Annotated in this window: 12 protein-coding genes; 10 read left to right on the forward strand and 2 right to left on the reverse strand. The window is 63.9% G+C overall.

Annotated elements, in window-relative coordinates:
* The first annotated feature begins 3 nt into the window (after positions 1-3).
* From aptA to AC4NN3_RS11635, 10 genes are all read left to right on the forward strand, one after another.
* Complete coding sequence (aptA, locus tag AC4NN3_RS11590; protein ID WP_491927245.1) at positions 4-1,347, forward strand: omega-aminotransferase AptA; 1,344 nt, start codon at positions 4-6, stop codon at positions 1,345-1,347.
* On the forward strand, positions 1,347-2,840 hold the full coding sequence (locus AC4NN3_RS11595; RefSeq protein ID WP_491927246.1) for a CoA-acylating methylmalonate-semialdehyde dehydrogenase: 1,494 nt from the start codon (positions 1,347-1,349) through the stop codon (positions 2,838-2,840). Before aptA ends, AC4NN3_RS11595 begins: the two co-directional genes overlap by 1 nt.
* An 11-nt stretch (positions 2,841-2,851) precedes the next feature.
* Positions 2,852-4,102, forward strand: coding sequence for a Zn-dependent hydrolase (locus tag AC4NN3_RS11600; protein WP_491927247.1), 1,251 nt, complete (start codon positions 2,852-2,854; stop codon positions 4,100-4,102).
* Between the two features lie 46 nt (positions 4,103-4,148).
* Entirely contained in the window at positions 4,149-4,424 is a 276-nt protein-coding gene (locus AC4NN3_RS11605; protein WP_491927248.1) for a hypothetical protein, read from the forward strand.
* Between the two features lie 94 nt (positions 4,425-4,518).
* The gene (gene hydA, locus AC4NN3_RS11610; RefSeq protein WP_491927249.1) at positions 4,519-5,970 is read left to right on the forward strand and encodes a dihydropyrimidinase; all 1,452 of its coding nucleotides are present in this window, start codon (positions 4,519-4,521) and stop codon (positions 5,968-5,970) included.
* Between the two features lie 10 nt (positions 5,971-5,980).
* Positions 5,981-6,769: an ABC transporter ATP-binding protein gene (locus tag AC4NN3_RS11615; RefSeq protein ID WP_491927250.1), complete on the forward strand. Its 789-nt coding sequence runs from the start codon at positions 5,981-5,983 to the stop codon at positions 6,767-6,769.
* A 70-nt stretch (positions 6,770-6,839) separates the two neighbouring features.
* Positions 6,840-7,706 carry an ABC transporter permease gene (locus AC4NN3_RS11620; RefSeq protein ID WP_491927251.1) on the forward strand — a complete coding sequence of 289 codons (867 nt, stop codon included), beginning with the start codon at positions 6,840-6,842 and terminating at the stop codon, positions 7,704-7,706.
* The gene (locus AC4NN3_RS11625) at positions 7,703-8,815 is read left to right on the forward strand and encodes an ABC transporter permease (RefSeq protein ID WP_491927252.1); all 1,113 of its coding nucleotides are present in this window, start codon (positions 7,703-7,705) and stop codon (positions 8,813-8,815) included. The genes AC4NN3_RS11620 and AC4NN3_RS11625 overlap by 4 nt, the downstream gene beginning before the upstream one ends.
* A gap of 19 nt (positions 8,816-8,834) precedes the next feature.
* Entirely contained in the window at positions 8,835-9,812 is a 978-nt protein-coding gene (locus tag AC4NN3_RS11630) for an ABC transporter substrate-binding protein (RefSeq protein WP_491927253.1), read from the forward strand.
* Between the two features lie 266 nt (positions 9,813-10,078).
* Positions 10,079-10,972, forward strand: coding sequence for a hypothetical protein (locus AC4NN3_RS11635; RefSeq protein WP_491927254.1), 894 nt, complete (start codon positions 10,079-10,081; stop codon positions 10,970-10,972).
* Positions 10,973-11,110: 138 nt separating this feature from the next.
* Here AC4NN3_RS11635 and truB read toward each other — a convergent pair whose 3' ends face one another.
* On the reverse strand, positions 11,111-12,013 hold the full coding sequence (gene truB / locus AC4NN3_RS11640; protein WP_491927255.1) for a tRNA pseudouridine(55) synthase TruB: 903 nt from the start codon (positions 12,011-12,013) through the stop codon (positions 11,111-11,113).
* Positions 12,010-12,417 carry a 30S ribosome-binding factor RbfA gene (rbfA, locus tag AC4NN3_RS11645; RefSeq protein WP_491927256.1) on the reverse strand — a complete coding sequence of 136 codons (408 nt, stop codon included), beginning with the start codon at positions 12,415-12,417 and terminating at the stop codon, positions 12,010-12,012. The genes truB and rbfA overlap by 4 nt, the downstream gene beginning before the upstream one ends.

A 12,417-nucleotide genomic window follows, 5' to 3' on the forward strand; every position in this document is an offset into this window, starting at 1 on the left:
ATTATGGGAGTGAGTGCCGTGTCCAATTCTAGCGCCGTGGTACCGAACGATCTGGGTGCCTTCTGGATGCCGTTCACATCCAACCGGCAGTTCAAGAAATCCCCGCGCATGTTCGTGGCCGCCAAGGACATGCACTACACCACCTCCGATGGTCGCCAGGTGCTCGACGGCACGGCGGGTCTGTGGTGCTGCAATGCCGGTCATGCCCGGCCCAAAATCGTCGAGGCCATCGCCAGACAGGCGGCCGAACTCGATTATGCCCCCGCCTTCCAGATGGGCCATCCCAAGGCCTTCGAGCTGGCCAACCGCCTCGTCGACATTGCCCCCAAGGGACTCGACCACGTGCTGTTCACCAATTCGGGTTCGGAATCGGTCGAGACCGCGCTCAAGGTGGCCCTGGCCTATCACCGGGTGAAGGGCGAGGGCGCGCGCAGCCGCCTCATCGGCCGTGAGCGCGGCTATCACGGCGTCAATTTCGGCGGCATTTCCGTGGGCGGCATTGTCACCAACCGCAAGATGTTCGGCACCCTGCTGACCGGCGTCGACCACATGCCGCACACCCATAACCTGGCCAAGAACGCCTATTCCAAGGGCGTACCCGAATATGGCACCGAGCTGGCCGACGAGCTCGAGCGCATCGTCACCCTGCACGATGCCTCCACCATTGCCGCCGTCATCGTCGAGCCCGTCGCCGGCTCCACCGGCGTGCTGATCCCGCCCATGGCCTACCTGCAGCGCCTGCGCGACATCACCAAGAAACACGGCATCCTGCTGATCTTTGACGAGGTCATCACCGGCTTCGGTCGCCTCGGCACCCCGTTCGGCGCCGACTATTTCGGCGTCACCCCTGATATCATGGTCACCGCCAAGGGCCTGACCAACGGCGTCATTCCCATGGGCGCCGTGCTTGTGTCCGGCGAAATCCACGACGCCTTCATGCAGGGACCCGAGCACATGATCGAGTTCTTCCATGGCTATACCTATTCGGGTAACCCCATGGCTTCGGCGGCGGGTCTGGCCACGCTCGAAACCTACAAGGAAGAGGGCCTGCTCACCCGCGGCGCCGCCCTCGCCCCGGTCTGGCAGGATGCCCTGCATTCGCTCAAGGGCGAGCCGCATGTCATTGACATCCGCAATATCGGTCTGGTTGGCGCCGTCGAACTCGAGCCCATTGCCGGGGCGCCCACCAAGCGCGCCTTCTCGGCCTTCCTCAAATGCTATGACGATGGCTTCCTGGTGCGCACCACCGGCGACATCATCGCCATGAGCCCACCCCTGATCATTTCGGAATCCCAGATCGGCGAGCTGATCGATGGCGTCCGCACAGCCCTGCGGAGCATCGACTGATGAACACCATTGAAAACGCCGTCGCCGGCAAACGCTATGTCTCGACTGGCCGTCGTGTGCCCGTCTTCAACCCGGCCACCGGCGAAGTCTCGGCCGAACTGCCGCTCTCGACGCTGAGCGAACTCAACGACGCCGTGACTTCGGCCAAGGCCGCGCAGGTGAGCTGGGGCAATACCCCGCCCATGAAGCGCGCCCGCGTCATGTTCAAGTTCAAGGCGCTGCTCGATCAATATGCCGATGACCTGGCCCGCGAGATCTCCCGCGAGCACGGCAAGGTGCATGACGACGCTTTGGGCGAAGTCGCCCGCGGCATCGACTGCGTCGATTTTGCCTGCGGCATTCCCCAGCTGCTCAAGGGCGAATTCTCCCGCAATGTCGGCCCGAGCATCGATTCCTATTCCGACCGCCAGCCACTGGGCGTGGTCGCCGGCATCACCCCGTTCAACTTCCCGGCCATGGTGCCGATGTGGATGTATCCGGCCGCCATTGCCTGCGGCAATGCCTTCATCCTCAAGCCCTCCGAGCGCGATCCCTCGGCCTCCATGCTGGCCTGGAACCTCTTCATGGAAGCCGGCCTCCCCGAAGGCATCCTCAATGTCGTCCACGGCGACAAGGAAATGGTCGATGGCATTCTTGACCATCCCGACATCAAGGCGGTGAGCTTTGTCGGCTCGACGCCCATCGCCGAATATGTCTACCAGCGCGGCACCAAGGCCGGCAAACGTGTCCAGGCCCTGGGCGGCGCCAAGAACCATATGGTAATCCTGCCCGATGCCGATCTCGACCAGGTCGCCGACGCGCTGATGGGCGCCGGCTATGGCTCGGCCGGCGAACGCTGCATGGCCATTTCCGTTGCCGTGCCGGTGGGCAAGGCGACCGGCGATGCGCTGATCGCCAAGCTCAAGCCACGCGTCGAAAGCCTCAAGATCGGCCCGTCCACCGACAAGGACGCCGAAATGGGTCCGGTGGTCACCGCCATGCACCGCGACAAGATTCTCGGCTATATCGATGCCGGCGTCGCCCAGGGCGCCGACCTCGTTGTCGATGGCCGCGGCTTCAAGTTGCAGGGCTATGAAGGCGGCTATTATGTCGGCGGCACATTGTTCGACAATGTCACCCCGGACATGACCATCTACCGCGAAGAAATTTTCGGACCGGTGCTCTCGGTGGTCCGTGCCGATACCTATCAGGACGCGGTCGATCTGATCCACGGCCACGAATATGCCAATGGCACCGCCATCTTCACCCGCGACGGCGACGCCGCCCGTGAATTTGCCGACAAGATCGAGGTCGGCATGGTGGGCATCAATGTCCCCATCCCCGTGCCGGTGGCCTATCACTCCTTTGGCGGCTGGAAGCGCTCGCTGTTCGGTGACCACGCCATCTACGGGCCCGAAGGCGTTCACTTCTATACCCGCCTCAAGACCGTCACCACCCGCTGGCCCGCCGGCATCAAGGGCGGCGCCGAATTCAGCTTCCCGAGCGTGAAATAGGACTAATGCCCATGTCTGCCCCAGGAGAAAACCTTCGTATCAATGGTGATCGGCTCTGGGACAGCCTGATGGACATGGCCCGCATTGGCCCCGGCATTGCCGGGGGCAATAACCGCCAGACCCTGACCGACGAGGATGGCGAAGGCCGTCGCCTGTTCCAGCGCTGGTGTACCGAGGCGGGGCTCACCATGGGCGTCGACCAAATGGGCACCATGTTCATGACCCGGCCGGGCACCGACCCGGACGCCCTGCCGGTCTATGTCGGATCCCATCTCGATACACAGCCCACCGGCGGCAAATATGACGGCGTGCTCGGCGTGCTGGCCGGGCTCGAACTGGTGCGCTCGATGAACGATCTGGGCATCAAGACCCGCCACCCCATCGTCGTCACCAACTGGGCCAATGAGGAGGGCGCCCGCTTTGCCCCCGCCATGCTGGCCTCGGGCGTTTTTGCCGGCATCCACACCCAGGACTATGCCTATGCCCGCCAGGATCAGGCGGGCCTCACCTATGGCGACGAGCTCGCCCGCATCGGCTGGCGCGGTGAAGAAGAGGTTGGCGCCCGCAAGATGCATGCCTATTTTGAATATCACATCGAGCAGGGCCCCATTCTCGAGGCCGAGAACAGGCAGATCGGCGTCGTCACCCACGGCCAGGGCCTGTGGTGGCTCGAATTCACCCTGACCGGCAAGGAAGCCCATACCGGCTCGACGCCGATGCTGATGCGCGTCAATGCTGGCCTGGCCACCGCCCGGATCATCGAGGCAGTGCAGGAGATCGCCATGGCGCATCAGCCGGGCGCCGTCGGCGGCGTCGGCCAGATGAAATTCTCCCCCAATTCGCGCAATGTGCTGCCCGGCAGTGTGGTCTTTACCGTCGATATCCGCTCGCCCAGCCTCGACAAGCTGACCTCGATGCGCGAGCAGATCGAGGCCAGGGCGCAGGCGATCTGCGCCGAACTCGGCGTCGGCTATGCCATGGAGGCGGTCGGCCATTTCGATCCCGTGGCCTTTGATCCCACCCTGGTCAACCGCGTCCGCGCCGCCGCCGAAAAGCTGGGCTATAGCCACATGGACATCATTTCCGGCGCCGGCCACGACGCCTGCTGGACCAATCGCATCGCGCCAAGCACCATGATCATGTGCCCCTGCGTCGGCGGCCTCAGTCACAACGAGGCCGAGGAGATTTCCCGCGACTGGGCCACCGCCGGCGCCGACGTGCTGTTCCACGCCGTGCTCGAGACCGCGGAGATTGTCGAGTGAGGCAGATGGGCCTATATTTGCGTCAGATGATGTTGGGGGTCTCCGGATGGAGACCGACAACCTTGTTCTCGAACTGCTGTGTGCGATCCGGGCGACGCTTGATCAGCACACCGATGAGCTTCGTGAAATCCGAGGCCGGCTTGGCAATCTTGAGCACCAATATGCCGGCCTGTCGACGCGGTTCGACCGCATGGACGAGCGTCTGGCGCGTGTTGAAAGGCGCCTCGATCTCATCGAGGCCTATGGCCAATACACTTGCAGCATTGGAGCTTTGACGTCCGCGCCGACAGGCGCGGCGGCTGGTATCGGCTGGCCGTATTGAGAATGAGATAATGATGGTCCGCGACAGCGCTGAGGGGTGCGTGCGGACCGGACGGAATATGCCGCGGAGACGGCGCAATTACAGGGAACCCAGCATGAGCACAGTCATCAAGAACGGCACCGTCGTTACCGCCGACCTTACCTACAAGGCGGACGTCAGGATCGAGGGCGATGTCATCGTCGAGATCGGGCCGAACCTGTCGGGTGACAAAACCCTTGATGCGACCGGCTGCTACATCATGCCCGGCGGCATCGACCCGCATACCCATCTCGAAATGCCCTTCATGGGCACCTATTCCGCCGATGATTTCGAGAGCGGCACGCGCGCGGCGCTCTCGGGCGGCACCACCATGGTGGTCGATTTCTGCCTGCCCAGCCCCGGCCAGAGCCTGCTCGAGGCGCTCTCCATGTGGGACAACAAATCCGGCAAGGCCAGCGCCGATTACAGCTTCCACATGGCCATCACCTGGTGGGACGAGCAGGTCTGGCGCGAGATGGACGACGTCGTCAAACGCGGCATTACCAGCTTCAAGCACTTCATGGCCTATAAGGGCGCGCTCATGGTCAATGACGATGAGATGTTTGCCTCCTTCTCGCGCTGCGCCGAACTGGGCGCGCTGCCTTTGGTACATGCCGAAAATGGCGATGTCGTCGCCGCTTTGACGGCAAAGCTGCTCGCCGAGGGCAATAACGGCCCCGAGGGTCACGCCTATTCCCGGCCGCCCGAGGTCGAGGGTGAAGCCACCAACCGCGCCATCATGATCGCCGACATGGCCGGCGTGCCGCTCTATGTCGTGCACGTTTCCTCCGAACAGGCGCACGAGGCCATTCGCCGCGCCCGCCAGCAGGGCATGCGCGTCTATGGCGAGCCGCTGGTGCAGCATCTGACGCTCGACGACAGCGAATATGCCAACCCCGATTGGGATCACGCCGCCCGGCGCGTCATGTCGCCGCCCTTCCGCAACAAGCTGCACCAGGATTCGCTCTGGGCCGGTCTGCAGTCGGGCTCGCTCTCGGTGGTGGCCACCGATCACTGCGCCTTTACTACGGCGCAGAAGCGCAACGGCATTGGCGATTTCTCCAAGATCCCCAATGGCACCGGCGGCGTCGAAGATCGCCTCGCCGTGCTGTGGAGCCGCGGCGTCGCCACCGGGCGGCTGACCATGAACGAGTTCGTTGCCGTGACCTCGACCAATATCGCCAAGATCCTCAACCTCTATCCCAAAAAGGGCGCGGTGCTGGTCGGCGCCGATGCCGACCTCGTCGTCTGGGATCCGGCGCGCAAAAAGACCATCACGGCGGCCAGCCAGCAGTCGGCCATCGACTACAATGTCTTTGAGGGCTTCGAGGTCACCGGGCTGCCGCGCTTCGTGCTGACCCGCGGTCAGGTCGCGGTGGTGGAAAACGAGATGCGCCACCGGCCCGGCCATGGCCAGTTCGTCGCCCGCGAGGCCAAGAACCCGGTCAACCAGGCGCTCAGCCAATGGAAAGACCTCGTCGCCCCGCGCAAGGTCGAGCGCTCCGGCATCCCCGCCAGTGGGGTTTGATGAACCTGTCATGACCGCAGTCGTTGCCGCCACCCATCTCGGTCTCACCTTTCCCACCAATGATGGCGACGTCATTGCCCTCAGCGACGTCAATCTCACCATCGAGAAGGGCGAGTTCGTCTCCTTCATCGGGCCTTCCGGCTGCGGCAAGACCACCTTCCTGCGCACCATTGCCGATCTCGAACAGCCCACCTCGGGCACCCTGACCATCAATGGCCAGACCCCGGGCAATGCCCGCCGGGACCGGGCCTATGGCTATGTGTTCCAGGCGCCGGCGCTCTATCCCTGGCGCACCATCGCCCGCAACATCGCCCTGCCGCTCGAAATCATGGGCTATGCCCAGGCCGAGCAGGCCGAGCGCATTGCCCGCACCATGGAACTGGTGAACCTGACCGGCTTCGAGCAGAAATATCCCTGGCAGCTGTCGGGCGGCATGCAGCAGCGCGCCTCCATCGCCCGGGCGCTGAGCTTTGATGCCGATCTGCTGCTGATGGACGAGCCTTTCGGTGCGCTCGACGAAATCGTCCGCGACCATCTCAATGCCGAACTGCTCAAGCTCTGGGCGCGCACGCAGAAGACCATCTGCTTTGTCACCCATTCCATTCCCGAGGCGGTCTATCTCTCGACCAAGATCGTGGTCATGTCGCCGCGCCCCGGCCGCGTCACCGACATCATCGAGAGCACCCTGCCGGCCGAGCGCCCGCTCGATATCCGCGAGACGCCCGAATTCCTGGCCATCGCCGCCCGCGTGCGCGACGGCCTGCGGGCCGGGCACAGCTATGACGAGGATCACGTTTGATGATCTCAGGGCCAGTCATCACCTCTCTCCTGAGGGGAGAGCTCGACCCGAAGGATCGGGCGCAAAATCCATGACCCGCTTCATCCCCGTCTTCACCATCCTGCTGGCCATCCTCGTCATCTGGTACGCCGCAGCCATTCCCATGAATGCGGCCTGGCAGACCACGCTCAACACCCGCGCCGAGCTGGTCGATCTGCCCTTTGCCAGCTTTGCCACCCAGACCTGGAACCAGGACAAGCCGGTACTGCCGGCGCCCCATCAGGTGGTCGGCGAGATCTGGAACGCGACCGTGGCGTTGGAATTCACCTCGCGCCGCTCGCTCGCCTTTCACGCCTGGATCACCCTCTCGGCCACGTTGCTCGGCTTTGCCTTGGGCACCGTGCTCGGCGTGGGCCTGGCCGTGGCCATCATCCACAATGATGCGTCGGACCGCTCGCTGATGCCCTGGATCATTGCCAGCCAGACCATCCCCATCCTGGCGGTGGCGCCCATGGTCGTGGTCGGGCTCGGCGCCATGGGCCTGACCGGGCTGGTGCCCAAATCGCTGATCTCGATGTATCTGAGCTTCTTCCCGGTGGTCGTCGGCATGGTCAAGGGCCTGCGCTCGCCCGAGGCCATCCAGCTCGACCTGCTGCGCACCTATGATGCCAGCCCCTTTCAGGCCTTCTGGAAGCTGCGCTGGCCGGCCGCCATGCCGTTCCTCTTTGCCTCGATGAAGGTGGGCATTGCCATTTCGCTGATCGGTGCCGTGGTGGCCGAGCTCTCCAATGCCGCCGGCGGTGGCCTGGGCGTGCGCCTGCTCACCGGCTCCTATAACGGCCAGACCGTGCAGATCTGGGCCGCCTTGTTCATCGCCGCCGGCCTTGCTGCCATTCTGGTCGCCATCGTCGGCAGCGCCGAGCGCTGGGTCAATGCGCGCATGGGGGTGCGGGTATGAGCCGCGCCGGCCTCTCGCGCCTGCAGATGGTGCTGGCGCTTGCCGCCGCGCTGACCGGCCTGGTTGGGCTGGTCCTCACCCTGCCCAGCCTGGGTGCTACCCCGCTGCTGGCGCTGTTCTTCGCCCTGGCGACGCTGTCGCTGGCGCGTTTCGTCCTGCCCTTGACTGTGTGGCTCGATGGCGCCCTGGCGGTGCTGGCTGCTATCGCGCTGCTGGCCGGCCTCTCCGCCGGGACCGCGCTGCCCTTCCATCACTGGCTGGCTTTGCTGGCCGGCTGGGCCTTTGCCTGGCTGTTTGTCGAACGCCTCGCTGCGGCCATCCGCGCCGGCAGCCTGCCTGAAACCGGCACCAGCCTGCTCATCCCCACCGTCTTTGGCCTGGCCTTGCTGGTCATCTGGGAAGTGGTGACGCGCGGCGCCAATGTGCCCCCGGTCATCCTGCCGCCGCCTTCGGCCATCGGCGCGCGCTTCGTCACGGAAATCCCCATCCTCTGGGCCGATTTCGTGCAGACCTTCGTCAAGTCGGTACTGCCCGGCTATGCCATCGGGTGCCTCGCCGGTCTGGGCGTCGCCATCCTGGTCGACCGCTCGCCCTTCCTCAAGGCCGGCATCATGCCGATCGGCAATTTCATGTCGGCTCTGCCCATTATCGGCATCGCCCCGATCATGGTCATGTGGTTCGGCTTTGACTGGCAGTCCAAGGCTGCCGTCGTCGTCGCCATGACGTTCTTTCCCATGCTGGTCAACACCGTGGCGGGGCTCAACGCCGCCAGCGCCATCGAGCGCGACCTCATGGCCACCTATGCTGCCTCCTATCGGCAGACGCTCTTGAAGTTGCGGCTGCCCGCTGCCGGCCCCTTCATTTTCAACGCCCTCAAGATCAATTCGACTCTGGCCTTGATCGGCGCGATCGTAGCGGAATTCTTCGGGACGCCCGTTGTGGGAATGGGCTTCCGGATATCGACCGGGGTGGGGCGTCTCGCCATCGACCTGGTCTGGGCGGAGATCGCGGTTGCCGCGATCGCGGGGTCCGCCTTCTACGGGGTGATCGCGCTCATCGAGCGCGGGGTCACTTTCTGGCATCCGTCTGTCCGTGGTGGACGGACGTAACAGGGAAAAGGGAACGACAATGAACAAACTTATCGGAGGTCTGCTCGTCAGCGCCCTGGCGCTTGCGGCCACGCCGGCATTCGCACAGGACGCGCTGACCCTGCAGCTCAAATGGGTCACCCAGGCGCAGTTCGCCGGCTATCTGGTCGCCGAATCCAAGGGCTTCTATGACGCCGAAAATCTCGATGTCACCATCCTGCCGGGCGGCCCCAATATCGCCCCCGAACAGGTGATCGCCGGCGGCGGCGCCGACATCATCGTCACCTGGATGGCGGCCGGCATGGCGGCGCGCGAAACCGGCGTGCCGCTGGTCAATATCGCCCAGCCCTTCAAGCGCTCGGGCCTGATGATGATCTGTCCCACCGAAACCGGCATCAAGACGGTTGCCGATTTCCCCGGTCACACGCTGGGAGTCTGGTTCTTCGGCAATGAATATCCGTTCTTTGCCTGGATGAACAAGGAAGGCATTGCCACCGACGGCTCGGCAGGCGGCGTCACCGTGCTGCAGCAGAGCTTTGACATCCAGCCCATGATCCAGGGCCAGGCCGACTGCATTTCGGTCATGACCTATAATGAATATGGTCAGGCCCTCGACGCCGGCTACGGCCCGGACAACCTGACCATCTTCAACTATTCCGAAATGGGCAATGACCTGCTCGAAGACGGGCTCTATGTCATGGAAGACACCCTGGCCGATCCCGCCAAGGTCGACGCCTATACCCGCTTCGTGAAGGCCTCCATGCAGGGCTGGGCCTACGCCCTGGAAAACCCCGAGGAAGCCGCCCAGATCGTCGTCGACATGGACGAGACCGGTGCCGCCACGCTCGAGCACCAGCTCTACATGACCGGCGAGGTCTCCAAGCTTGTCGACGCCACCGATCCGGCGCTCGACATGGCCACCTATGAGCGCACGGTAAAGGCGCTGCTCGACCAGAAGATCATCAAGACCCAGCCTGAAGGCGCTTATTCCACCGTCGTCACCGACGCGCTGAAGTAAGCGGTCCACATTCCATTGACGGCAGGGGCGGGGCGCAAGTCCCGCCTTTTTGCTTGCCTTGTTGTGTACATATTTGCCCCGCTCCGGGAACGAATTTGCTCACGCTCTGTTGATACGGCACCTGCGTCACTCAACAAGGCATATTAAAATGAACTCCATCATTTACCTCGTCGGTCTGGTCGTTGTCGTCATGGCAATCCTGTCTTTCATCGGTCTGGCTTGAGCCTTCTGGCCGTCCAAACCCCATCATTTCAGGAGCTGCCACAATGAGCATTGATGCGCCCGCGGGCGTCGCCATTATCGAATCTGAATCCACCGATCGCGACCAGTCCAGCTATGTCGACTGGCCTGCCATCTTTGCCGGCATTGCGCTGGCCACAGCCATCAGCCTGGTGCTGATCAGCTTTGGCTCGGCCGTTGGCCTCAATTTCCTCGACTTCGGCTATGGCACGGGTGCCAACCCGCTGGTCATCGGCATTGTCGCCGCCAGCTGGTTCCTCTGGGTGCAGATTTCCAGCTTCATGGCTGGCGGCTACCTGACCGGCCGTCTGCGCCGCCGTCACTTCGACGCCAATGAAGACGAGAGCGACCTGCGCGATGGGGCACATGGCCTGCTCGTCTGGGCTGGCGCCGCCATCCTGGGCTCCGTCATTGCCATTGGCGGCATTGGCGCGGCGGTGTCCACCGCCGGCAATGTGGCCGCAACCGCCACCATTGCTGCCTCCAATGTGGCCGAAGGTTCGGCCGAAGCCATGGATCCGAACGCCTATTTCATCGACACCATGTTCCGCTCGACCCAGCCGGTTGAAGCAGGGCAGGCCCGCGCTGAAGCTGGCCGTATCTTTGCCCAGGCTGCGCTTGGCGATGGCACTGTTGCCGAGGCTGACCGGACCTATCTGGCCAGTGTCGTGGCCGCCAATACCGGTCTTGCCCAGGCTGAAGCCGAAACCCGCGTCGACCAGGCCATCACTAGCGTTGAAGCTGCCCGCCAGGAAGCCATCGAGGCTGCCCGCATTGCCCGCAACACCGCCATCATCGCCGCTTTCCTGCTCGCAGCCTCGCTGCTGATCTCGGCCATTGGTGCCTTCTGGGCTGCCCAGAAGGGTGGCAATCATCGCGACAACAACAGCGTCTTTGCTGACGTGTTCCGCCGGTTCTAAGGAAAGGAAATCAGATGTTTCGAGGCATTGGACTCTGGCTGCTCGGCGTGCCGATCTGGCTGATCATCATCATCGTCTTCTTCATCAACTAAGCGACGACAAGATCGAGGCGGGGAGCAATCCCCGCCTTTTTGCTGCCTAATTGAAGACCCGCCGCGGCTGGAACTGGCCGAATTCGACCCAGCCGGTGGCCAGCACCTCGCCCTTGAAGCTGGCCCAGCATTCGTCCAGCGTCACCGGCGCACCCGCCCCGGTCAGCAGCACGCTATTGCCATGCCGCACCGCATTGGCCTGCAACGCATCGAGCCGGACTTCCGGCAGGTCGACAAAGCCCGACCAGACCGGCTTCAGCAGCCGGTCGCGTTCCTCCAGGCTCAGCGCCTCGAGCTGGTCGATGGTCAGCGCATCGGCATCGTTGAACGGCCCGACGGCCGAGCGGTGCAGCAGGCTGACATGGCCCCGCGTGCCCAGCGCCTCGCCGATATCACGCGCCAGCGAGCGCACATAGGTGCCCTTGCCGCAGGTCACCTCGAGCACCGAGCTTTCGCTGCCATGCTCGAGCAGCCTGATGGCGTCAACATCGATTTCGCGCGGCGCCAGCTCCACGACTTCGCCGGCCCGCGCCAGGTCATAGGCCCGCTCGCCATCAATCTTGAGCGCCGAAAAGATCGGTGGCCGCTGCAGGATCGTGCCGGTAAAGGCCGGCAGCACCGCTTCGAGCGCCGCCCGGTCGGGCCGCACGTCGGAGGTGGCGATCACCGTGCCTTCGGTATCGTCGGTGGTGGTGGCGCTGCCCCAGGCAATGGCAAAGCGGTAGACCTTGGTGCCGTCCTGCACCTGCGGCACCGCCTTGGTCGCCTCGCCCAGCGCAATCGGCAGGATGCCGGTGGCCAGCGGATCGAGCGTGCCGGCATGGCCGGCCTTGGCCGCACTGAACAGCCAGCGCACCTTGCCCACCGCCTGGGTCGAGGTCATGTCATAGGGCTTGTTGAGGACGACCCAGCCGGAAACCGCGCGCTTGACGCGTTTGGGGGCGCTCAATCGGTCTCGCCGTCATCACCGGCCAGGTCACGCTTGACCTTTTCCGAGCGCAGCAGCGCATCGATGCGGCCGGCTTCCTCGAAGGTCTCGTCGACAAAGAACCGCACTTCGGGCGCAAATTTGACGTTGAGTGCCGGCGACACCCGGCCGCGCACATATTTGCGGTGCCGGTTCAGCGCGGCGACGATCTCGTCGGCATGCTGGCCGCCAAGCGGCATGATATAGACATTGGCCAGCTTGAGATCGGTGCTCATGCGCACTTCGGGCACGGTGATCACCGTGCCGCGCAGGGCATCGTCATCGATGTCGCCGCGGGCGAAGATGTCCGCCATCGCATGGCGGACCAGTTCACCCATGCGCAGCGAGCGCTGGGTCGGGCCGGTTTGCTTGTTATCTTTGCTCAT

The sequence above is a fragment of the Devosia sp. MDV22-iso42 genome, from assembly GCF_058629155.1.